At 30.8% G+C, this 24,076-nt stretch carries 22 protein-coding genes and 6 tRNA genes; 6 read left to right on the forward strand and 22 right to left on the reverse strand.

Annotated features, from left to right (window positions below; translation table 11 throughout):
- Nucleotides 1-1,245 (reverse strand): peptide chain release factor aRF-1, encoded by a 1,245-nt coding sequence (prf1, locus tag MBORA_RS02695; protein WP_063720199.1) that lies wholly within the window; start codon nucleotides 1,243-1,245, stop codon nucleotides 1-3.
- 79 nt (nucleotides 1,246-1,324) lie between these two features.
- Nucleotides 1,325-2,296 (reverse strand): hypothetical protein, encoded by a 972-nt coding sequence (locus MBORA_RS02700; RefSeq protein ID WP_042691411.1) that lies wholly within the window; start codon nucleotides 2,294-2,296, stop codon nucleotides 1,325-1,327.
- Between the two features lie 104 nt (nucleotides 2,297-2,400).
- Between MBORA_RS02700 and MBORA_RS02705 the strand changes: the two genes are divergently transcribed.
- Nucleotides 2,401-2,967 (forward strand): zinc ribbon domain-containing protein, encoded by a 567-nt coding sequence (locus MBORA_RS02705; RefSeq protein WP_042691414.1) that lies wholly within the window; start codon nucleotides 2,401-2,403, stop codon nucleotides 2,965-2,967.
- On the opposite strand, the gene rimI is transcribed toward MBORA_RS02705, so the two are convergent.
- Nucleotides 2,954-3,391 carry a ribosomal protein S18-alanine N-acetyltransferase gene (gene rimI / locus MBORA_RS02710; RefSeq protein ID WP_042691416.1) on the reverse strand — a complete coding sequence of 146 codons (438 nt, stop codon included), beginning with the start codon at nucleotides 3,389-3,391 and terminating at the stop codon, nucleotides 2,954-2,956. The genes MBORA_RS02705 and rimI overlap by 14 nt on opposite strands.
- 115 nt (nucleotides 3,392-3,506) lie before the next feature.
- On the opposite strand from rimI, the gene MBORA_RS02715 reads away from it, so the two are divergent.
- Genes MBORA_RS02715 through cobK form a run of 3 tightly spaced genes read left to right on the forward strand, consistent with a single transcriptional unit; the run spans nucleotide 3,507 to nucleotide 7,117 of the window.
- The gene (locus MBORA_RS02715) at nucleotides 3,507-3,896 is read left to right on the forward strand and encodes a UPF0146 family protein (protein ID WP_042691420.1); all 390 of its coding nucleotides are present in this window, start codon (nucleotides 3,507-3,509) and stop codon (nucleotides 3,894-3,896) included.
- Nucleotides 3,897-3,902: 6 nt separating this feature from the next.
- On the forward strand, nucleotides 3,903-6,323 hold the full coding sequence (locus MBORA_RS02720; protein ID WP_042691422.1) for a cation-translocating P-type ATPase: 2,421 nt from the start codon (nucleotides 3,903-3,905) through the stop codon (nucleotides 6,321-6,323).
- Nucleotides 6,323-7,117, forward strand: coding sequence for a precorrin-6A reductase (gene cobK / locus MBORA_RS02725; protein ID WP_063720200.1), 795 nt, complete (start codon nucleotides 6,323-6,325; stop codon nucleotides 7,115-7,117). The genes MBORA_RS02720 and cobK overlap by 1 nt, the downstream gene beginning before the upstream one ends.
- A 19-nt stretch (nucleotides 7,118-7,136) precedes the next feature.
- Here cobK and MBORA_RS02730 read toward each other — a convergent pair.
- The 18 genes from MBORA_RS02730 to MBORA_RS02815 form a co-directional block, all read right to left on the reverse strand.
- A tRNA-Ser gene (locus MBORA_RS02730) sits at nucleotides 7,137-7,219 on the reverse strand.
- A gap of 36 nt (nucleotides 7,220-7,255) precedes the next feature.
- The gene (gene rpsJ / locus MBORA_RS02735; RefSeq protein WP_042691424.1) at nucleotides 7,256-7,564 is read right to left on the reverse strand and encodes a 30S ribosomal protein S10; all 309 of its coding nucleotides are present in this window, start codon (nucleotides 7,562-7,564) and stop codon (nucleotides 7,256-7,258) included.
- A 66-nt stretch (nucleotides 7,565-7,630) separates the two neighbouring features.
- Nucleotides 7,631-8,872, reverse strand: a complete 1,242-nt coding sequence (gene tuf, locus MBORA_RS02740) for a translation elongation factor EF-1 subunit alpha (protein WP_063720201.1) — start codon at nucleotides 8,870-8,872, stop codon at nucleotides 7,631-7,633.
- Between the two features lie 147 nt (nucleotides 8,873-9,019).
- A complete protein-coding gene (locus tag MBORA_RS02745) occupies nucleotides 9,020-11,215 on the reverse strand; it encodes an elongation factor EF-2 (RefSeq protein ID WP_042691427.1) in 2,196 nt (731 codons plus the stop codon).
- A gap of 23 nt (nucleotides 11,216-11,238) precedes the next feature.
- Nucleotides 11,239-11,799 carry a 30S ribosomal protein S7 gene (locus MBORA_RS02750; protein WP_063720212.1) on the reverse strand — a complete coding sequence of 187 codons (561 nt, stop codon included), beginning with the start codon at nucleotides 11,797-11,799 and terminating at the stop codon, nucleotides 11,239-11,241.
- 14 nt (nucleotides 11,800-11,813) lie between these two features.
- Nucleotides 11,814-12,239, reverse strand: coding sequence for a 30S ribosomal protein S12 (locus MBORA_RS02755; protein ID WP_042691432.1), 426 nt, complete (start codon nucleotides 12,237-12,239; stop codon nucleotides 11,814-11,816).
- Between the two features lie 534 nt (nucleotides 12,240-12,773).
- A complete protein-coding gene (locus MBORA_RS02760; protein ID WP_042691435.1) occupies nucleotides 12,774-13,205 on the reverse strand; it encodes a NusA-like transcription termination signal-binding factor in 432 nt (143 codons plus the stop codon).
- Nucleotides 13,206-13,211: 6 nt separating this feature from the next.
- The gene (locus MBORA_RS02765; RefSeq protein ID WP_187115401.1) at nucleotides 13,212-13,511 is read right to left on the reverse strand and encodes a 50S ribosomal protein L30e; all 300 of its coding nucleotides are present in this window, start codon (nucleotides 13,509-13,511) and stop codon (nucleotides 13,212-13,214) included.
- A gap of 8 nt (nucleotides 13,512-13,519) precedes the next feature.
- Entirely contained in the window at nucleotides 13,520-14,674 is a 1,155-nt protein-coding gene (rpoA2, locus tag MBORA_RS02770) for a DNA-directed RNA polymerase subunit A'' (protein WP_042691437.1), read from the reverse strand.
- An 8-nt stretch (nucleotides 14,675-14,682) separates the two neighbouring features.
- A complete protein-coding gene (locus MBORA_RS02775; RefSeq protein WP_042691440.1) occupies nucleotides 14,683-17,406 on the reverse strand; it encodes a DNA-directed RNA polymerase subunit A' in 2,724 nt (907 codons plus the stop codon).
- A gap of 24 nt (nucleotides 17,407-17,430) precedes the next feature.
- A complete protein-coding gene (gene rpoB / locus MBORA_RS02780; RefSeq protein WP_231475710.1) occupies nucleotides 17,431-19,392 on the reverse strand; it encodes a DNA-directed RNA polymerase subunit B in 1,962 nt (653 codons plus the stop codon).
- A 23-nt stretch (nucleotides 19,393-19,415) separates the two neighbouring features.
- A complete protein-coding gene (locus MBORA_RS02785; RefSeq protein ID WP_042691443.1) occupies nucleotides 19,416-20,960 on the reverse strand; it encodes a DNA-directed RNA polymerase subunit B'' in 1,545 nt (514 codons plus the stop codon).
- A gap of 251 nt (nucleotides 20,961-21,211) precedes the next feature.
- Nucleotides 21,212-21,448: a DNA-directed RNA polymerase subunit H gene (locus MBORA_RS02790; protein WP_052331727.1), complete on the reverse strand. Its 237-nt coding sequence runs from the start codon at nucleotides 21,446-21,448 to the stop codon at nucleotides 21,212-21,214.
- Between the two features lie 44 nt (nucleotides 21,449-21,492).
- Nucleotides 21,493-21,566, reverse strand: a tRNA-Lys gene (locus MBORA_RS02795).
- Between the two features lie 23 nt (nucleotides 21,567-21,589).
- Nucleotides 21,590-21,661, reverse strand: a tRNA-Asp gene (locus MBORA_RS02800).
- A 143-nt stretch (nucleotides 21,662-21,804) separates the two neighbouring features.
- Nucleotides 21,805-21,878 (reverse strand) — tRNA-Tyr (locus tag MBORA_RS02805).
- Between the two features lie 6 nt (nucleotides 21,879-21,884).
- Nucleotides 21,885-21,959 (reverse strand) — tRNA-Pro (locus MBORA_RS02810).
- Nucleotides 21,960-22,074: 115 nt separating this feature from the next.
- Nucleotides 22,075-22,148 (reverse strand) — tRNA-Thr (locus MBORA_RS02815).
- Nucleotides 22,149-22,264: 116 nt separating this feature from the next.
- Between MBORA_RS02815 and thiM the strand changes: the two genes are divergently transcribed.
- A complete protein-coding gene (thiM, locus tag MBORA_RS02820; protein ID WP_042691445.1) occupies nucleotides 22,265-23,128 on the forward strand; it encodes a hydroxyethylthiazole kinase in 864 nt (287 codons plus the stop codon).
- Complete coding sequence (thiE, locus tag MBORA_RS02825; protein ID WP_063720202.1) at nucleotides 23,125-23,748, forward strand: thiamine phosphate synthase; 624 nt, start codon at nucleotides 23,125-23,127, stop codon at nucleotides 23,746-23,748. The genes thiM and thiE overlap by 4 nt, the downstream gene beginning before the upstream one ends.
- Here thiE and MBORA_RS02830 read toward each other — a convergent pair.
- Nucleotides 23,729-24,076: a VOC family protein gene (locus MBORA_RS02830; RefSeq protein WP_063720203.1), complete on the reverse strand. Its 348-nt coding sequence runs from the start codon at nucleotides 24,074-24,076 to the stop codon at nucleotides 23,729-23,731. The two genes, thiE and MBORA_RS02830, sit on opposite strands and share 20 nt — an antisense overlap.

Raw genomic sequence — 24,076 nt, forward strand, 5'->3', positions numbered from 1 at the left:
CTAAGATTCAACATAATATCTTAAAATAGCCGCAATACCACCAAAAGCTCTGAGTAGTTGCACACCTTCTTCAGTTTCAGTAGAAATAAATTCAACATTAGTATTCATTTCTTCAGCTTTCTCTACAAAATAATCAACTAAAAGTTCAGATGAATCTTCCTTTAAAATTTCATTACACTTTGAACATCTTTTTTCTAATTTATCTGCTTCACTTTGGTTTTTAACTGTTATAAATTCTTTATTTCCACAGCTTGAACATTTGAAAGTTTTATGAAGTAAAGATAAATCTTCAGATAAAAGTAATGTATCAACAGCTCCAATAATTAAATTATTTTTTACTTCTTGTTCTCCGTAAGATGCAAGACCTTTATCTTTAATTAACTCCTTTAAAAATTTTTGAACTACTTTTTTCTCATGCATAACATCCAAATCATTTAGAATATCAGCAGATTTATCAATAACTTCCCTAATACCGAATTCACCAGTATATGATGTATCAACAGTAGCTATAATCTTATCTTTAATTTCGTATTGAAGATAATCCCCTTTAATAAATTCTTCTTTAGTAAAACCCGGTCCACCAACAATAACTCCTTTTAAATCATCTTTTAAAGGAATAAATGCTTCATTCATATGTTCACCAATACGTTTTTTAAACTCATGAGCTGCCAGATCAATTACACGGTCAAACCTTCTTTGAGATTGACCTCCAGCTTTATGTTTACCTGGAACACCACTAGTTAAATGACCTAAAATATTAATCTTTTTACCCTTTAAAGTAGCTATTGTAGCTTCTTTTCTATCAACAACTGCTAAACCATAAGTTTCTCTTTCTTCAATCATATATTCTAAAGGTTCTAAGAAAAATTCATTATTACATTGATACCAGTAAGTTGTAATTGGTTCCGGTGGTTCAAAAACATAAGTTTCCATTTTTTCTGTTCCTGGACCTCCTTTGGGAATCATTCCTACAAATAACACCAACCCATGTTCTGGAGGTTTTTTGAACATACGAATTCTTTGTAAAATTACTTCAATAGCCGATTGTACATTTTTTCTTGTTTGTTTACTTTTAATGTTAGCACTTTGACCAAGTTCATCCCTCATGTGTTTACCAACATCACTTAATTGTTTATCTGGTGGAATATAAACCGAAACAAGTTCAGTGCCCCTACCTTTTTTCTCAGCTAACTCTTTTAACGTTTTTTTAAATTCATATAACTCTTTTGATGATACTTCTGCCATGTTATCTCCATAAAATTTAATATAATATTATTAGATATCTATTTACAAATATAAATAATTAATTAATAAAAGCTTATTTTCAAGGCAATTTTCTTTTAGCATATTTTTTAAATAGCTTTCTTTCATTATCATCAATTGTGTTTAATTCCAATAAATCATAGCCAGTTAATTCAATTATTTTTAAAGCTATAGCTGTGTAAGTATCAGGATACTCATTGTTTCCAAAGATGTACCAAATAACACCTCCATCAAATACTAGCTCTAAATACCAATCATAACCATCAAAAATAGCTAAATCATGATTAAGAGATTTATTCTGATAATCATCTGTAATCCATAAATAAACACCATAGTAATCTAATAAATCTAAAATTTTTAAAATATCTTTATCATTTAACTTCCTTTCATAATATCCGTCAATTTTTCGATTAGCTAAATCAACCACAAAATTTAAACGAGGCAATCCCATAGAAAGAACTGAATGATGTCCAAATTCTATTAAATTTAAAGATAATTTCTTATTATTTCTATCATAAATTCCATCTTTTCTAAAATCATAAAATAATCCTGTAACTAACTTTTTTTGATAATCAAGATGACAAACATCAAAACCAACTAAATTAATTAATAAATTAGCAAATTTTTCCCAATTTTTAGGAAAGTTATTTTTAAATGAATATTCCTCATAATTAGTATCATGATAAATATTTATATTACAAGAATAAATTAATTCTAATTTTTCAAAATAAGCAAATTTTTCCGATTCAAAATCCTCAAACAAATTTATATTCTCAAAGCCCTGTTTAAAGTCTTCAATTTCTTTATTTTTTAAATTATGAATTTTACTTGATACATTAGATTTAAGTTCTCTTAAAATAGCTATCCAAGAATCATCACATATTAAACTTTCTTGAATAAACCTTTCATCATTAAATCTCTCATGGATTTTATAATAAGCCATTTCATTTTCTAAATCTATAATAAAACATTCATAATGACGATTTAATTTTTTAAAATTAAATCTTTGTGAAATTTCAATTTGACGAATCATTTAAATCAAAAAACATTTATTATTAATTATTAATTCAAAACAAATAAATCTTTATAAGAAATACTTAAATAACTTCAATATATAAGATTAATATAAGTGATAAAATGGTTATAAGAAGATGTCCGAAATGCCATACAGCAAGTGATGACATTTATGGTTTTTGTATAAAATGTGGATATGAATTTCCAGAAATTAATCCGGCTAAAGTATGTATCCATTGTGGATATCAAAATCCTGATGAAGCAGATTATTGTGTTAAATGTGGAACCCCATTGATTTTAAGAAATCCTACAGAAGTACCGAAAAAAATAATTATTAATAAAGAAATGCTTGAAAATGCCCAATATGGGGAAGAAAATAAATTAAATCCAATCATTATTAAAAAAGAAGTTGTTGATAGTGCTGAAAATTACAGACAACATAAAACAAGTTCATTTCTCATATTATTAGGTTATATTTTTTCAATTTTAGGTGGAATAATAGGTTTAATTATTGCAGTTTACTTAGTAAGTAGAAAAGATCCAACAGTAAAAAAACATGGATTTATCCAACTCGGAATCTTTGCATTTTACATAATTCTTATTAGCTTATTAATTATAACTGGAGTAATTCCAATGGAAGCAATAACTAATTATAAACAATTTATCGTTGGAAATGTTACCAATCCGTAGGTAAATACATTACAATAGCTCCGTCCTGATTTTCATAATAGTTTGGGACAATTCTATCTATCCTAAACTTAAAACTTTTATAAAATTCAACTGCCGAATTATTATTTTCATTTACTTCCAACATTACTTTATCAATTTCAAGTAATGAAAGAACATTAATCGCTCTTGATAATAATTTAGAACCAACTCCTAAACGTCTATAATTTTTATCAACAGCTATGGATATAATATGACCTTCCCTATCATTTTTTATCCAAAAAATTATATATCCTATTACATAATTGTCTTTTTCAGCTACTAAAAATCCAACCCCCATTTCATATAATTGTTTAAAGATATTTATTTCATAAGATTGATTAAAAGACATGTTTTCTATTTCATAAACCCTTTTTAAATCTTCTAGAACAAATTTTCTAACTTTCATAATATAAACCTAGATTAAAGTTTAAGATAAACTATAATAAATCTTTTTGTATAAATCAAACTTTAAATACTTATTTAAATATAATAAAATATACAATTTTTAGAAGGCTTTTTTAATGTGGCAAAGTTTTGGAGAATATTTACTAGATTTAATTGGAAATAGGAAAGTTAAAATAGCAGAAATAGCCGTTGGAAAATTTGATAAAATTTACAAAATTTTAGAAGAAAAAAAGAATATTGATGTTATTAAAACAGATATTGACCCTGATAATGAAAATATAATTAAAGATGACATTACAAATCCTAATTTTGACTTATACAAAGAGGTATGTTTAATTTATTCAATTAGACCACCAAATGAACTTCAACCATATTTAGTAAATCTAGCTAATGAGATTAATTGTCAATTAATTATAAAGACATTGACCAATGAGGACTTAAATACCGGTAGATTCAATATGAAGTTAAAAAATTATAAAAAAGCAAGTTTTTACACGTTACGGTGATAAATAATGGAAAATACTTTAAAAGAATACAAAACCTCACTTGAAGGACTCAATACTCTAGAAATTCAAAAAAGACAAGAAAAATATGGTTTAAATAAACTAGTTGAACCAAAAAAACAACACCCAATTGTTCTATTTTTATCACAATTCTTTGATGCATTAATAGCCCTGCTTTTAATTGCAGCCATTGCTGCTTTTTTAATTAATGATATAATTGACGCATCAGTTATTTTAATTGCAGTTTTACTAAACACAATAATCGGATTTGTTCAAGAATATAAATCTCAAAAAGCTGTTGAAATGCTTAAAAATTTAGTTACAAAAACAGCTATTGTTAAGAGAAATAATGAAATTAAAGAAATTAATTCTTGTGAGCTTACAATTGGTGATATTGTACTTGTTAGTGAAGGAGATAAAGTATCTGCAGATTTAAAAATAATTGAAGCTAATGATTTGACTGCTGATGAATCCTATTTAACTGGAGAATCTGATGCTATTTTAAAAGAAATTAATGATGAACTATACATGGACTCTAATATTCTTTCAGGAAATGCAATAGGTGTTGTAAAAGCTATTGGAATGTCTACTTCAATTGGTCAAATTGCTGAGATTGTTTCTGAAAAATCTGATGAAACTCCTCTTCAAAAAAAAGTAGGTCATGTTGGAAAAGTTATATCACTAATAGCTATCCTTGTTTGTATATTTGTATTTATCTTAGAATTGTTTAGAGGAGTTCCACTTGTTGAAACTTTTATGACAGCTATTTCACTTGCCGTTGCAGCCATTCCTGAAGGGCTTCCTGCTGTATTAACATTAACTCTTGCACTTGGAATGCAAAAAATGGCCAAATCTAATGCAATCGTTAGAAAACTACTTTCCGTAGAAACATTAGGCTCCTGTACAATAATCTGTAGCGATAAAACAGGTACATTAACTGAAAATAAAATGACAGTTACTGACTATTATTTTTTAAATAAAGACAAAACCATGCTTATTGGTAATTTATGCAATAATGCTAATCTTAATAATGGAAAAATAATTGGAAATCCTACTGATGGAGCTATTCTTAAATTTATAGACGATAATTCAGACATTGGTGAAATTAGCTACAAACGAATTGACGAAACCCCACTTAATAGTAATCGTAAAATGATGAGTACTACTCATAGATTAGATGGTGAAAATATTATTACTTTAGTAAAAGGTGCTCCAGAAATAATTATAGGTGAATGTAAATACATAGATAATGAAGGAAATATTGAAATACTAAGTCCTAAAATTAATAAAATGCTATGTGAAAAAATTAGTGAAATGACAAATAAAGCATTAAGAGTCATAGGTTTTGCTTATAAAATTAATAATGAAGACTTAATTTTTACTGGATTAATGGGACTAATAGATCCCCCAAAATCAAACACTATAAAAGCAATTGAAGAATGTAAAAATGCAGGAATCCAAGTTAAAATGATTACTGGTGATCATTCAAAAACTGCTGAGGCAATTGCTCGAGACATTGGTATTTTAACTGATGGAAAAGTAATTACAGGAGAAAAGCTAGATGAATTAAGTGATGAGGAATATTTAGCTATTGTTGATGATATTCAAGTTTATGCAAGAGTTAAACCAATGCAAAAAATGAGAATTGTTGAAACATTAAAAAATAAAGGAAATATTGTTTCAATGACTGGAGATGGAGTAAATGATGCTCCTGCTCTTAAAAAAGCATCAATTGGAGTAGCTATGGGTAGTGGAACAGATGTGGCAAAAGAATCAGCAGATATGGTTATAAAAGACGATGATTTTGGAACTATTGTAAAAGCAATAAAAGAAGGAAGAAAAATCTATGATAATATTAAAAGATTTATTAAATTCCAAGTATCTACAAATGTTGGAGCCATTATAACAATTATTGGAGCATCATTATTATCACTACCTCTACCATTTAATCCCGTGCAATTGTTATGTATTAATATTTTGATGGATGGGCCTCCTGCACAAACATTGAGTATGGAAGGAGCTGAAAAAGACATTATGCATAGAAATCCTGAAAATGGAGACATCTTAAATAAAAATACTTTAACAAAAATTTTTATTTCAGGACTTGTAATGGCAATAGGCACAATAGGAATATTTGCATACAAATTAACAAATTCAAACATAAAAACGGCTATGAGTGTTGCATTTACATTATTTGTTGTATACCAACTATTTAATGCATATAATTGTAAAGCAAACTCACATAAATCAAGTAAATATTTGTATGCAGGAATTATAAGTTCATTTATACTTCAATTATTAATCATATATTTACCACAGCTACAAACAGTGTTTAGAACAGCACCAATTAATATTTTTGATTGGGTTTTAATAATTTTAACTGGATTTACAATAATAATTTCTGAAAAAATAGTAAATAAAGTGATATAATGAAAAAATTAAATATTTTCTTACTTGGAGGTACTAAAGATTCAATAAATATTATACAACATATTAAAAATAATTATGAATCTTACATTTTAACAACAACCACCACAGAATATGGTTCAAAATTAGCTATTGAAGGTGGAAGTGATGATACAATAGCTAAACCTCTTTTAAAAGAGGATATAATTAATATTTTAAAAGAAAAAAGTTTCGATGTTTTAATTGATGCAACCCACCCTTTTGCAAGCCATATAACTCAAACTAGTGTGAGTGTTGCAAAATTATTAAAAATACCTTATATTCGCTTTGAGAGACCCACTACAACTTTCGAAAATATTGATTGTTCTAATATCCATTATGTAAACTCGTTTGAAGATGCTGGGAAATTAATTTCAGAAAAATTCAATCAAGGAAATGTGTTGCATTTTGCGGGAGCTAACACGATGGAGGATGTGTTAAAAAATGTTCCTCTAGAAAAATTCTACCCAAGGATTCTAAAAGTAGAAAAATCACTTAAAAAATGTGAAGACTTAGGAATAAAGAAAGATCATATCATTCCAATGAATGGAGCTGCTAGTAAAGAAGAAAATATAAAACTAATCAATAATCTTAATGCATCTGTAATGATTACTAAAGAAAGTGGTAAAATTGGAGGAGTAACCGAAAAAATCCAAGCAGCTAATGAAACAAGCATAGCTGTAATAATGATACAAAGACCTAAAATAAAAGAATTAAATAAAAAAAATATTGTATCAAATCTAGATGAACTAGATAAAAAAATAAAAAGCTATTTTTAAAAAAATTAATTATAAAAAACGCCGAGACTGGGATTTGAACCCAGGCGGAGAAACTCCACAGGATTTCAAGTCCTGCGCCTTACCAGACTAGACTATCTCGGCAAATGAAAGGAGTATTTAGAAAGGATATCTAAATATCTATCCTTTAAGTTCAATTTCAATACTTACATTATCAGGAACGTTGACTTTCATCACTTGTCTCATTGCACGTTCGTCAGCACCAATACCAATTAAACGTTTGTGGATTCTAAGTTCCCATTTTTCCCAAGAAGCTTTACCTTCACCATCTGGTGATTTCCTTGTAGGTACTACTAATTTTTTAGTAGGTAATGGAATAGGACCAGATAAATCAACACCAGTTCTTTCAGCAATTTTTTTGAGTTGATCACATACATAAGCTAATTTTTCTGGGTCAGTCCCCGTAAGCTTAATCCTTGCTTGATTCATTTATTATCCTCCAAAAAAATAAAAAAAAAGTAATAAAAATTACTTCTTTTTATTACGCTTACAAACTTATTTTGCAGGGACTACATCAATACATAATCCAGCAGCAACAGTTTGACCCATATCCCTAATAGCAAATCTACCCATTTGCGGAATTTCAGTTGCTTTTTCAAGACACATTGGTTTAGTAGGTTTGAGTTTTACGATAGCAGCATCACCAGTTTTTAAGAAGTCTGGGTTTTCTGTAGCAACTTGACCAGTGGCTGGGTCTAATTTTTTAGATAATTCTAAGAAAGTACATGCTACTTGAGAAGTGTGACAATGGAATACAGGAGTGTATCCAACAGTGATTACACCAGGATGTTGTAATACAACTACTTGTGCATCAAATTCTTTAGCTACAGTAGGAGCGTTATCAGTATGTCCAGCTACATCTCCTCTTCTAATATCGTTTTTACCTACACCTCTTACATTAAATCCAATGTTATCACCAGGTTCAGCAAGATCAAATATTTCGTGGTGCATTTCGATAGATTTTACTTCGCCGGAAGCTCCAGCAGGTTCAAAGATAACGTTTTCACCTTTTTTCATTACACCGGTTTCTACTCTTCCAACAGGTACAGTACCTACACCAGTAATGGAGTAAACATCTTGAATAGGAATTCTTAAAGGTAAAGTTACAGGTTTTTCAGGAGCAGTTAACTCATCTAAAGTATCAATTAAACTTTTTCCTTTGTACCATGGAGTGTTACTACTACTTTCTTTAATGTTGTCTCCTTCAAATGCGGAAACAGGGATGAAAGGTACTTGATCAGGGTTGAAACCTACAGTTTTAATTAATGCAGAAACTTCATCCTTTAATTCATTGAATTTAGCTTCATCATAGTTTACTAAATCAATTTTGTTAATTGCAATGATTAATTGATTAATACCTAAAGTTCTAGATAAGAACACGTGTTCTTTAGTTTGTGGCATTACACCATCATCAGCTGCAACAACTAATACACCAGCATCTGCTTGGGAAGCACCAGTAATCATATTTTTAACGAAGTCTCTGTGTCCAGGACAATCTACAACAGTGTAGTCGTATTTTTTAGTGGAGAATTTTTGGTGAGCAAGATCGATAGTTACTCCCCTTTCCCTTTCTTCTCCTAATTTGTCCATGACAAATCTGAATTTGTTTTCTCCGTCATCTAATTGTTGTTCAGCGATTGCACCAGCTTTTAATAATAAGTGTCCAACTAAAGTGGATTTTCCGTGGTCAACGTGTCCAATAAATGCTAAATTGATATGTTCTTTTTCTTTTGCCATTATAATACCTCTTTTTAATATTAATTTAACAACATTTAAGCTTAAATGATAGCTTAATTATACTTATAAATCTTAACCTATAAATAGCTAATGCTTTTTATATAAATTTTATTAAAAAATATAAAAAAATTAAAATTTAATTTTTAATTATCCCAAATAATGCTCTGGACCAAATGGTTCTGGAGATAAACCTTTTCTTTGTCTAATTTCTCTGACAATTTGGTTTTGCATTTCATGTGGAAGTGGTTCGAAACCGGATATTTCAGTAGACCATAAACATCTACCTTCAGCTGCAGATCTAATATCTCCAGCGAAACCAAACATTTCAGCTACAGGAACTTTAGACTCAATAATAGCCATGTCCCCTGCATCTTGACCCATATTTACGATTTGACCTCTTCTGTTTTGAATTTCCCTAGTACATGCACCCATATAATCATTAGGAGTGTTAATAACTACTTTTTGCATAGGTTCAAGTAATGAAGGTTTTGCAAGCATCATAGATCCAAGAATTGCATTTCTAATTGCTGGTAATACTTGTGCAGGTCCTCTGTGAACTGCATCTTCGTGAAGTTTTGCATCATGTAGTTTGAATTTTAATCCCATTGAAATTTCACTAGCTAAAGGTCCATTTTCAAGAGTTGCTTCAAATCCTTCAAGTAAAAGTTCTTTTACTTCATCTAAGTATTGGATACCACGGGTCATGTTAAGGAATAAGCTTCTGTTATGTACAGACCATACTCTTCTAGCTTCTTCTTTTTCTAATCCATGTTCCATGAAATCATTAGCTGATTCTTTACCTTTAACTCTACCTTCTTTTAAGTCACCATCTTGAATAGCATCATAGATACTTTGTTCTAATGGTTCAACAGTAATATAGAATCTGTTATGTTTGTTTGGAGATTTACCTTCAACTTGTGGAGATAATTGTGATACTGTTTCCCTGTATACTACAATAGGTTCAGAAGTAGTAATGTCTACACCTTTATTTTCGATTCTTACTCCCATAACCTCTAAGTGAAGTTCACCCATACCAGATACTAAGTGTTCACCAGTTTCTTCGTTAATATCGATTTTAACAGTAGGGTCTTCTTTACCTACTTGTCTTAATACTTCAATTAATTTAGGTAAATCTTTTGTATTTTTAGCTTCAACAGCTACTGTAACAACTGGTTCAGATATGTGTTCTAATCCTTCAAATTCTTTAATTTTATCTTCAGGAGAACATAATGTTTCACCAGCAATAGCACCTTTTGCACCAGCAATGTATACAATGTTACCTGCAGGTACTTTGTCAGTGTTAACTCTTTCAGGACCAAAATAAACACCTACTTGTTGAATTCTAGATTTACCATGAGATCCAACGAGATATATTTCCGTACCCTTTTCAATAGCTCCTCCATATACCCTACCAGTAGCAATTTCACCAGCATGTTTATCTACTGATACATTAGTAACCATTACAGCTAAAGGTCCATCAGGAGAAGTGTTAATCATACATTCACCAGCAGGAGAATCTGCATCTCCATCCCATATATTAGGTACTCTGTAAACTTGAGCTTCTTTAGGAGAAGGTAAATGCTCTACTACCATACCAAGTAATACATCAGACAATGGTACTTTCTGTGCTAATTCTTTTTGATTATCAGCATTACAGTAATCAATAATATCTTTAAAGTTAACACCAGTTTCTTGCATAGTTGGGACATTAATAGCCCAATTGTGATATGCTGAACCAAAAGCTACACTACCATCAGTGAAATCTAACATCCATTCTTCTTTTTTATCTTCAGGAGCCATGTTTTTGATTAATTTATTAGCTTCCATGAAAATATTAATGAATCTTTTTTGTAATTCATCAGGTTCCAATTTTAACTCATTGATTAATCTATCAACTTTGTTAATAAATAATACTGGTTTTACATTTTCTTTTAAAGCTTGTCTGAATACAGTTTCAGTTTGAGGCATAATACCTTCTACAGCACAAACAACAACCACTGCACCATCTACAGCTCTCATTGCACGAGTTACATCCCCTCCAAAGTCAACGTGACCTGGAGTATCGATTAAGTTAATTAAGTATTCCTGATCTTTGTAATCGTGAACCATAGATACGTTTGCAGCGTCAATAGTAATACCACGTGCTTGTTCTTGTTCATCAAAATCTAAGAATCTTTGATCACCAGCAAGTTCTTCGGAAATCATTCCTGCACCTGCTAAAAGGTTATCAGATAAAGTAGTTTTACCATGATCAATGTGAGCACAAATACCAATATTCCTAATTTGATCTGGTTTGTACATCAATTCTTTAATTTTTGCAATCATTTTGTCTCGTCTACTCAAAAAAATCACCTATATGAATATGATTAGTGTGCTGCTTTAGCAACTCTTTCTTTTTCTTCAGCTTTTTGTAAAGCAAAACTTCTTGAATCTTCTTCTGAAGCAAGAATTAATTCATCGGCTAAACATTGTGCAACAGATTTTTTATTTTTAAATGAAGATTGTAAAGTTCCTCTAGTTAAAAATCCTAAAGAAAGGTCTACTCTTCTTTGTGGAGAAATATCTACAGCAACTTGGTATCCAATACCCCCATATTTAATACGAGTAGTTTCTTCACGAGGTGCTGTGTTTTCAACAGCAGTTACTAAAACTTGAACTGGATTCTTTTTAGTTTTATTGTGAATAATTTCTAAAGCATCTTTAACAATATTATAAGCTTTATTTTTTTTACCAGAGTTAAGATGGGTTCTCATAATTTTATTCATTAATCTTTCAACAATAGAAACTTTAGATTTTGCGAATTGTCTTTTTACATGTCTACCAGAAGTGTGTGGAACCATTGTTTCATCTAAACAAATATATTTGACTAAACCTAAGTCCTCAACTTTCACTTCATCGAGATTCCATTTATCGAATAATTTACTCATAAAAATAACCATCCTTATCTTACAGGTTTTTCAATTTTTCCACTTACCATTTCTGATAAAGCAACATTGTTTACTTTTGATACTTTCCAACGAACCCCTGGAATATCTCCCATAGATCTTCCAGATGGTCCCCCGATTCCTTCAATCATAACTTCATCGTGCTCATCAATAAATCCAATAGCTCCATCACCTGGTGCGAAAGCAGTTAATTGTTTACCATTTTTAATTAATTGTACACGTACACATTTACGAATAGCAGAGTTAGGTTGTTTTGCTTCTATCCCTACTTTTTCGATTACAATACCTCTAGCTTGAGGAGCTCCTTCAAGAGGATCTGCTTTAACATCTAATCTTAAAGCTTTTCTTTTGTAATCTACATCTTTCCACTTAAAATTTTGTCTATTTCTTTTAAGTTTTTTTGCAGCAAAAAGTCCTGGCATATTTTTTTCCTCGAATTTTTTTTCTTAAAAATACATATCTACGAATCCACCGCTGCGATTTATACTATATTCATAGTACAATCTAAATTCTAAGATATAAATCAGTCAAATAATAATTAACATAGATAATTGACTTATCTAAATGAAGATATCTTGAAATAAATATAAATCACGACAAAAAGCACACATAGTCATGTTTTTGAATATAGATATCTTAAGATTATTTATTTCTTTTAACCTTTATAAATGTATTTATTTCCAGAGTAATTTAGCCATGCGAAAATTTCATTAATAACTTTTATTTTTCCCATTTAGAAAGTTTTTAATAGCTTAATTTTTTAAATGCTTTTGAATTCTTAGCTATTTCATATCATACACAAATAAAAATTTTGTTTTCAAATTATATTCAATGACCTAAAATTAACAATACAGACAAAAAAAATGAATAATTAAAAAATAGTAAGTAAAGATTGAAAAGAATCTTTAGTGAATTTGTTTTAAATGGAATAATAAAAAAGGTAAATAGTTAAAAAACTATTTTAAAATAATATTATCAATATCATGTTGTCTTTTTGCTAAAAATTTAGCTCGCTCAATATTGATCCCTTTTTTACCAATAGCAATACGTTTGTTAGTATTATCAGCTGTGACTGTAGCAAATTTTTCGCCTGATGTTTTTTGATGTAGTTTAACACTTTGTAACTTTGCAGGGGATAAAATATTTTTAATAAATTGAATTGGATCTTCAGATAATTCAATTACTTCAACACTTTTATCTACAGCTCTTTGAACTTTTGATACGGAGTTTCCACCTTTACCTATAGCAAGTCCCATATCCCCATTTTTAACAACAAAAGTAACCTTACCATGTTCATCATCGATAATACAATCCTTAACCATTGCTCCAGTCATGTTCTCAAAAAGAGCTATGTATCTAATTTCATTTGCACTCAATTTAATAGACACTTAAATCTACCTCAAATCGTCTAATATAGTAGAATCTCCTGGATCGTTAATAATTAATGTAGCAACAGTGAAAGGTTTACCACAAACTGAACCTAAATCTACACTAGTTCCATCAAATGTTAAAGATGGAATTTCTGAAAGATTGGAATAATATTTAACGTCTTCAACAATTTCTTTAGGAGCATTATTAGCAACTACAACAAGTTGACCTTTTCCTAATTTTAATGATTGAATTGATTTTTCAGAACCTAATGTAACATCACCAGTATCAACAGCTACCCTGATATTCCTATCTACGTCCATCATCTAGCCTCCTATTCTTTTTTATAATCCATTTTGACACCGACTGATCCGGTACCAAGAGGTATTGGTTGTCCAATAATAATATTTTCAATGATCCCTGTTAAATCATCTACTTCACCATGAATAGATGCCTGAAGTAAATGTTTACCAGTTTCTTCAAAAGCTGCACGAGCTAAAACACTTGATTTTTCACCACTAATACCATGTCTTCCAATAGATTTTACAACACCTTCAGAAGTCATAATATCTGCAACTAACATGATATGCCTAACATCAACACTAAGACCTTGTTCAGATAGAGTATTTTGAGCTTCGTTAATAATAGATTGACGAGCTGCTTCAATACCTAAAACTTCACCAATTTCATGAATATTATTTGTTGTAGTTCTATAAGTATCAATACCCTCCATTTCAAGGATTTGTTTAAGATTTGAACCCTCAGTTTGGATAATCCATTCTTCTTCATCACGACGAATGATAACTTTACCTATATGTTTAATACCACTAATTTGTAAATCACGAACCTTATCTGCTAATAGACGAAGTTCCCTAATTTCTGGTTTAGCTGGTTCAAAAATAATATCATTATCATTAATTGTAACTTTATTTTTAAATGATTCTTTAATTGTTTGAATAATATCTTCTTTATTTAGTCTTTTTTCATTGATTTTTTTATCATCTAAAACTGCTTCAACTTGCATATCAGCATAATTTAGATTGAAATCTGAAAGAATATCATTGACTGTACTCTTACCAATTTTATTAGCTAAAGTTTTAACAAATTCTTCATCGTTACGTCTTTCTTCATCAAAGAAAATATCCATAGTTGGAGTAGCAATGTCTTTTCTTGCATCAACGATTTCAATAAGTCTTGGAAGACCTAATGTTACGTTTAACTCAGTTACCCCTGCATAGTGAAAAGTACGCATAGTCATCTGAGTACCTGGTTCACCTACAGATTGAGCAGCTACAGTTCCAACAGCCTCACCAGCTTCAACATGAGCTCGGTCATAGGCATTTTTAAGTTTAAAAACAAGTTCATCTAATTCATCATCAGATAAGTCACGACGAATATATGTTTTTGCTAAATCTTCAATATAACTTATTGGAAATTCTATTTCAGCTTTTTTTAAAGATTGATTAACTTTTTCAATTGCTTGATCCATAGTTACACCTACTTACCCTCAATTTTAGATTTTGACTCTAATTTAATCTCATCTATAAGCTTATCTAAGTTTGCAACTTTTCCAAAGTCACTTTTTGCAGGATCTACTCCATCTTCACCAAACATAGTTTGAATAACTAGTCCTTGATTATCTGTAACCAGTCCTGTGGATTTAACCTGTAAATCTTGAAGTGCATTTACTAGTCTTCTTTGCATGTATCCTGATTGGGCTGTACGAATCGCTGTATCTACAAGTCCTTCTCTTCCCCCCATTGCATGGAAGAAAAATTCTATCGGGTCTAATCCCTCTTTGTAACTTGAATGTACAAATCCTTTTGCTTTAGCTCCTAATTCTCCTTTTTTGAAGTGTGGTAAAGTTCTATTTAAATATCCTCTTTCAATACGTCCACCCCTAACTGCTTGTTGACCTACACATGCAGTAATTTGAGTAAGGTTCAACATAGAAGCCCTAGCACCAGTACGTGCCATAACTACAGAATGATTTTCTACTGCCATTATATGGTCATATGATTCATTTTCATATGTTTTACCCATTGTAAGATAATTTTCTGCAATTTCACCAGACATATCCCTCGCTTCCCCGAGAACTTGCATGATTCTCATTTCTAAAGTTTCTTCTAGACTTCTACCAGGTAAAGCTTGGAGATAACCCTGTTCATAGTTATCGATTAATTCATCTACTTTTTCTTCGGATTTTTGTAAATGCTCATCGATTCTGTCTTGAGCTTCTTCAGGAATTTCTTCATCATTAATACTTGTAGTAATTCCTGTTTTCATAATCCCACAAATAGCTAAATCTGTGGATTTGTCTAAAAATTCTTTTGCTTTTCCAGGACCATATTCTTTTACAATTTTATCTAAGATTTGTCCTGAAAATGATCCATATGCTTTTTCATCTATTACCCCTTGTTTTAGTATACCGTTTTCAATGATTACATGTGCATCACTTTCTGGTAAAACAGAAGGAGATTTTGATATTTCTGCATCATAAGCTAAGTTTAGGTCGTTTGGTAAAAGTAAAGAGAATAGTTCTTTACCTGTCCATTTTTCACCTTTATCTTTGTAGATGTAAGATTCTTCACCATATTCTTTATCATGTTTTAAAACCCATTGTCCTTTTTTAAATGTAGGGATTGGTAAGTGGGATTTTCTAATGATTTGGAGAGCTTCTTCTTCACTAAATTCTACTCCATTTCTTGTTAATAGGTATGCTCCAGATATATGATCATGTATTGCTCCTATGATTGGTCCTCCGAATCTTGGAGATAAGATGTGTTCTTGTACACGCATTAGGTATTTTGCTTCTGCTCTGGATTCGTCGGTTTGGAATACATGCATGTTCATTTCGTCTCCATCAAAATCTGCATTGTATGGAGGACATACACACAAATTAAGTCTGAATGTTTTGTATGGTAATACTCTTACTTCGTGTGCCATCATTGACATTCTGTGAAGTGAAGGTTGACGATTGAATAAAACCATGTCCCCATCTTTTAAGTGCCTTTCTATGACAAATCCACATTCTAGTTGTTCTAGAATCATTTCTTTTGTTTCTTCTAATACTCTGATTTTTCTTCCGTCTTTACGAATTACGTAGTTTGCTCCTGGATGGACATTTGGACCGTTTTCAATGTATTGTTTCATTTCATCGATGTTCCATTCATTTACATGTACCGGTACGGTTACTTCTTTTGCTATCATTTCTGGAACGCCGACTTCGTTGATACTGATGTTTGGATCTGGTGAAATTACTGTACGTGCTGAGAAGTTTACACGTTTTCCTGATAGATTTGAACGGAACCGTCCTTCTTTTCCTTTTAATCTTTGTGTTAATGTTTTAAGTGGTCTTCCTGATCTGTGTCTTGCAGGTGGAACTCCACTAGCTTCGTTGTCGAAGTATGTGGTTACATGGTATTGTAGTAATTCCCATAAGTCCTCTACGATCAGTTGTGGTGCTCCTGCATCCATGTTTTCAATTAATCTTTGGTTGATTCTTAAAATATCAACTAGTTTGTGTGTTAAATCATCTTCTGATCTTTCACCAGTATCTAATGTAATTGATGGTCTTACAGTAACTGGAGGAACAGGAAGTACGGTTAAAACTAACCATTCTGGTCTAGCAACCTCAGGATTAACACCTAAAACATAAGCATCATCATCAGTAATTTTTTCAAGTCTTTCTCTGATTTCAGAAGCTGTTAATTTATAATCTCCTTGGCGAATAGAAACAGGTTTATCAATTTTAATATCTTCTTGAGCTGCTTCACAATGTGGACAAACATCTTTTTTAGCAACCTTATAAATATCTTTTAAAATTGCACCTAAACTTTCCCTATTTTCTTGTGCTTCATTGAGTTTTTCTGTAAAATAAGCAATTTCATTGTCGTTTAAAAGAACACGTCCACATTCATTACAAGTAGAACGTAATATTTTGTGAATAATATCCCCAAAACCGACATGAATAACAGGTCTAGCAAGTTCAATACTACCAAAATGCCCTTGACATTCCCCCCCTCTAAAACCACAAGCTCTACATTTTAAGCTTGGGTCAATAACACCTAAATGAGGATCCATTAAACCATTTTCAATAGGATAGCCATCCTCATCATAAGTGTCAGGAGTTTCAACTGTTACAACAGACATTTCACGAATATCTTCAGGAGACATTAATCCAAAGTTGATTTGCTCAATTTTTTTAATAAAATTTGTCATGTGTTGGCTCCGTTATAATTTTAATTATGTTTTATCTCCTAAAATTAATTTAGGGAAAATACATAAACTCTTAAGTTCGTCTAATAATAATTTAAATGCATATGAAATTTCAACAGGATATGTTTCAACATCACCACAAATTGGGCAATAAGTTTTATTTCTATTTTTATCATATACTGCTAACATACCACAATTTTCACAAACAATGGCTTCATATTTGTCAGATTCATCGAGAAGTCTCTCTTTTAAGGTAAGTGCTGCACCATGTGCAATAAGACAATCTCTTTCCATTTCTCCAAACCTTAACCCTCCTTCACGAGCCCTACCTTCAGTAGGTTGACGAGTAAGAACTTGTACAGGACCTCTAGAACGAGCATAAACCTTATCAGTTGTCATGTGGTGTAATTTTTGATAATAAGCTACTCCAACAAAAATCTCTGCATCGATTCTCTCACCAGTTACACCATTGTATAATGATTCACAACCAGCAGATTCAAATCCATGATCAATAAGTTGTTGTTTAATTTCACTTTCTAATTGTTGATTAAACGGAGTTCCATCAACACGTTTCCCTTCAAGACAACCAGCTTTACCTGCGACCATTTCTAATACTTGTCCTACAGACATCCTTGAAGGAATAGCATGAGGGTTAACTATTAAATCAGGTACCACACCAAATTCAGTAAATGGAACATCTTCAGGAGATAATATTAAACCAATAACACCTTTCTGACCATGTCTTGAAGCAAATTTATCACCAAATTCTGGTTGTCTAGTATCTCTGACCCTAATTTTAGCTAGTCTAGAACCTTCAACAGTTTCAGTTAATAAAACTGCATCTACAATACCTTTTTCACCGTGTCTGACAGTAACAGAAGTTTCTCTTCTTTTTTCAGCAACAGTACCAAACTCATCAATTTCTTCTAAAAATCTTGGAGGTGAAGTTTTACCGATTAATACATCACCAGATTCTACATAAGATTCTGGATTTACAACACCATCATCATCTAAATGCCTATAAGCATCTTCAGATCTATAACCTTTAATATTTTTATCAGGAACTTCAAATTTATCTTCTTGTCCACCAGGATACCTTTTTTCTGAAGTATCATAAGCTCTAAAGAAAGAAGACCTAGCTAAACCTCTTTCAAGAGAACCTTTGTTAATAACCATTGCGTCTTCCATATTATATCCTTCATAAGACATCAAAGCTACAACAAAGTTTTGACCAGATGGTCTTTTATCATAATTAGTTGAATCAATAATACGTGTTTTAACAATTGGAGTTTGAGGATGATGTAATAAATGAGCTCTAGTATCTGTACGTAATGCATAATTAGAAACATATAACCCTAAAGCTTGTTTTGTCATACCTGCTTCCATTGTATTCCTTGGAGAAGAATTATGATCTGAAAATGGAATAATACCGGCACAAATTCCAAGCATAGTGGCAGGGTCTATTTCTAAATGAGTATGATCTTCATTTAACTCAGCTAAATTCATAGCTATATATGAATTTTCTTCTTCTTCAGCATCTAAATATTCAATTAAACCTTCAGAAATTAAATCATCCCAATTTAATTTTCCATTGGATATTTTATTAATATGTTCATCTTTAAGAAGAGGAACACCTTCTTTAACTATGATTAATGGTCTTCTAGCTCTACCAGGATCATTGAAAATATAAATCTCATTATTATCTTCATAATAAGTAATATTCATTTCATGAGAAACTTCACCATTTCTCCTTTTTTCACGCATTTCTTGGGTAAATGCTTCAGGATCTTCACAAGACCCAAGAAGTTCACCATTTATATAAATTTTAGACTTTTTTGAAATATCCTCAGCTACACCAATCTCTTTTGAATTAGCATTAGCTAACTCCCCAATAACATGCCCCTTAGAATCTTCATTTTTTTTCATCATTTCTTGAGGAACTTCCTTAGAAGAATTCAAAGCTTTATCATTTTTTTTAGATTTTTGCAAAAATTTCCCTCCTAATAAACAAATTATTCAATTAATACATTCATACTTTCAATAACATCTTTAATTTCTTGTTCATCAGAACCTTTTGAAATATTACACATTAAAGCTAAATTTTTTACCAAACCACAATTAGGTCCTTCTGGAGTTTCATTTGGACATATTTTACCAAATTGTGTTGGGTGCAAATCTCTTGCTTCAAAGTGAGGTTGACTTCTTGTTAATGGAGATACAACACGTCTTAAATGAGAAAGAGTACCCATATAACTAGTTCTATCTAAAAGTTGACTTACACCAGCTCTTCCACCAACCCAATTACCAGTTGCAATAGCATGTTTTATATTTTCAGTTAAAACATCACTACGGACAGCTTGTTTAATTGAAAGTTCTTTACCACGAGAAAGACTTCTTTCAAGTTGATAACTCATATCTCTAGTTAAACTTGTAAATGCTACTCTGAATAAATCTTCCATTAAATCCCCAGAAACTCTGAGTCTTTTATTTGTATAATGGTCCTTATCATGAGGTTTTCTTTGCTCATCAATAACTTGAAGTAACATTTCAGTCATTTCTGCTAAATAAATAGCTTTATCATGACGTCTTCCTTCTTCAGTACCCATATGGGGTAACAAGTAACGATTAATTACATCTTCAGCACGTTTTATACGATATTCTTCAGTCATGCCTTTAGCAACACGATTACCAATGTATTTAATAGCTGCTAATTGCATATATTCTTCTCGTTCCTCTCTTGACATACCATCCATTTCTTTTTGATCAAGTTTTAAAGCTTGAGTTGAAACTTGAATATCATCTGCAATAATCATTTGGAAATTATTATCATCAGAAATAGCTGTAATAATATCTTGATCTGTAGATAATCCTAATGCTCTTAATAAAATAACAAGTGGAATTTCACCAGGAACATATGGGAAAGAAATTCTTAAAAATACACCATTTTTACGTGGTTTTTTATATTCAAGAGTAATTCTTGCTCTAAATCCACTTTTAATAGAAGTTACAACAGCTTTAGCATGCCTATCTTCAACTTCATTCACACGCTCAAGAATGATTTTATTTGGAGCAATTTCTTCCATTGTTACAACAGCTCTTTCAGAACCATTTACAATAAAATATCCTCCTAAATCTTGAGGATCTTCACCTTGTTCAATTAATTCTTCACCACTAAGACCATTAAGATAACAAATATCTGATTTAAGCATTACAGGTAATTCTCCAATGTAAACATTTTCCAAAGGATTATCTTCCCCTTCTTCATTTAAAGCCATCTCAAGGTACATATGTGCAGAATAGTTTAAATTTCTAAGTCTTGCCTCGGTAGGATAGATTGTACTTTTAGAACCATCAGCTTCCTTAGTGTAAGGTTTTTCAATTGTGAGTTTACCAGTTTTTAAAGTATATTTACCATTTTCAAGAGTAATAGGCTCAGTAATATCAATAATATCCTGAATCCTATTATTTACAAAATCATTGTATGATTTAATATGGTGATCCACCAAGTCATATTTGTCAAAAAATGCATCAACTAATTTCCAGTTATTCTCTGTCATGGGCTTCCTCCAGTTTCGTATAATATATATTATTGGATAAAAATAATAAACTAAAAATAAAAACGATTATAATAATCTAATCAACTAATTCATTTAATTATATTCTTAATTTACTCCCAACTATCTTATTTTTAAGATAATTTATCTCAAACTAAGTTCAAATTTATTATAATGAATTTCTAAAAAAACAAAAAAATACAGAAATTATACTATATTAAATTTCACTAACTCTAACATCATATTTAAAACAATCAATCTTCCACAATTCTATATGTAATAAACTCCCCAGCAGTTTCACTTTTACGAGTAATTCTTAGCACTGAACCTGGTTGTACACCGTCTAAAGTTTTTACAACAGGATCATCAGACCTTATTTTAGGAAGATTTCTATAATCATAATCAACATCCGCAAATTCTTTGATAATTTCATCTTCGGTCATGACTTCATGCTCAGGTACAAGCATATGGTTTTGAATATCTATTTTCAAATTATATTCCTCCAGATAGAAAAGTTAAAATATAAAATTAGAAACGGGCCCGACGGGAATTGAACCCGCGGCCGCTTGGTTAAAAGCCAAGCGCTCTGCCAGACTGAGCTACGGGCCCTAAATACATCTGAAATATCTAAGCGCCTTGGCCGGGATTTGAACCCGAGTCGCGGGCTCGACAGGCCCACATGATAGCCCCTACACCACCAAGGCAATTAAATATGAATCGTATAATTAATTTAACAGTATTAAATATACACTATTAGTTAATTATTAATTTAATCTTATATAAAGATTTTGGAAATTTATTGAATTTCACAAAAATTATTAACAATTTCTTAATAATATAAATTAAATCCCGCCTGCCGGACTTGAACCAGCAACATTTGGATCTACAGTCCAACGCTCTGCCAAATTGAGCTAAGGCGGGACAAAATGGGACCGCCCGGATTTGAACCGGAGTCTCAGGCTCCCAAAGCCCAAAGGATCGACCAAGCTACCCTACGGTCCCATACAAATTGGTATGCCATATAACATACTTTTAATAATATATATTTACCCATATATAAACTTTGCCATGAATCATTGATTTTAGATAAAAAAATGTGTATTATGAATAAATAAAAAGCCCCGAACGGGAATTGAACCCGCGACCACGAGATTACAAGTCTCGCGCTCCACCAGACTGAGCTATCGAGGCGCTAGCAAATATTATAGAACACTATAATTTATGTCAATAGTTACATAAATACTTTACTAATTAATTAAGTATAATTCACAAAATTATAAATATAATAGAATTTACAATTAATAATCATGATAAATAAAGAGGATTTATTGGGAAAAATTGATAAAACTTTAATAAATATTAAAAGTAGAACCCCCTTAACCCATTGTATAACAAACTTTGTAACTGTAAATGACTGCGCAAATGCTATTTTGGCAATTGGAGGATCACCAATAATGGCTGATGATGCTGATGAAATGGAAGAAGTTGTTTCAATAGCTGATGCACTTGTTATTAATATCGGAAAATTAAGTAAAGACCAAATAGCTGCTATGATTTCTGCTTCTAAAGTAGCAAACAAAACAAAAACTCCAATCATTTTAGACCCAGTAGGAGTTGGAGTAAGTAATCTAAGAAATAATACTGCTTTAGAAATAATAAACAATTATAATATATCGGCAATACGTGGAAATATCACAGAAATTAAAACAATAGCCAAATTACTTGGAATTATAGATGAAAATAATACTGCAAAAGGTGTTGATGTATGTGTTGATGATATAATTACTAAAACTAACTTAAAAGACAATGGAAAAATAATTTCCAATTTAGCAAAGAAATTAAACGCAATTGTTTTAGCTAGTGGTCCAATTGACCTTTTAAGTGATGGTATAACTACATTAGCTATTGATAATGGAGATGAAATGATGCCACTAATTACTGGTAGTGGATGTATGCTATCTTCAATCGTTGGAACATGCATTGGAGGATCAACACCTCTTGAAGGAACATTGCTTGCAATACTTGCTATGAATATTGCTGGTGAAAAAGCAAGAGCTAAAATAGATGAAAAAGATGAAGGTACTGGTTCATTTAGAGCTTATTTAATAGATTACTTATACAAAACGGATAGTGAGACTTTAATTAACAAATCAAATATTGAGATATTATGAATAAAAATGATTTAAAACTTTATTTAGTTACTGATAATAGTGATGATGAAAAAAAATTTTTAAATACAATTGAAGAAGCTATAAAAGGTGGTGTCAGTTTAGTCCAAATTAGAGAAAAAACAAAAGACACCATAGAATTCTATAATTTAGCTCTAAAAGTTAAAAAAATTACTAAAAAATATAATATTCCATTAATTATTAACGATAGAATCGATGTTGCATTAGCTATTGATGCTGATGGAGTTCATATTGGTCAGACAGATATGCCCTGCAAGATTACAAGAAAATTAATTGGAAATAATAAAATTTTAGGAGTTTCGGCATCAACTGTAAGTGAAGCTCAAAAAGCAGAAAAAGATGGAGCTGATTATATTGGAAGTGGAGCTGTTTTTCCAACATCCACTAAAGATGATGCTCCTTTTATAACAAAAAAAGAATTAAAAGAAATTGTTAAATCAATTAATATACCTGTGGTGGCTATTGGAGGCATTACACTTGATAATGCTTCTGAATTAAAAGATACTGGGATAGCAGGGTTATCTGTAGTGAGTGCTATTATGAGTTCAGACAATCCTAAAATAGCTTCAGAAAAATTAAAGGCTATTTATTGTAATCTGTAAATCCAAATCTATTTCCAAATGGGTCTTCAAATTCTACAGCATTACCTGTACCTATTTCATATGGTGCGGATAAGAAATTTACTTTTTTTTCTTTTAATTCTCTATATTTTTTCGCAACATCATCCACAACAAACCATATTGTTGGTTTAACATCATTGAAAATATTTTCATCCTTTAAAATAATAGCTGGTTCATTATTTCCAACATTATAAGCAACCATACCCTTATCCTTAAAATTAAATTTTAGCTTTAATCCAATTATTTCTTCATAATAATCCATAGCTTTTTCTATATTATCAACTGGAAGAAAAAAATTATCATAATCCAT

It is taken from the genome of Methanobrevibacter oralis, from assembly GCF_001639275.1.
GTDB lineage: Archaea > Methanobacteriota > Methanobacteria > Methanobacteriales > Methanobacteriaceae > Methanocatella > Methanocatella oralis.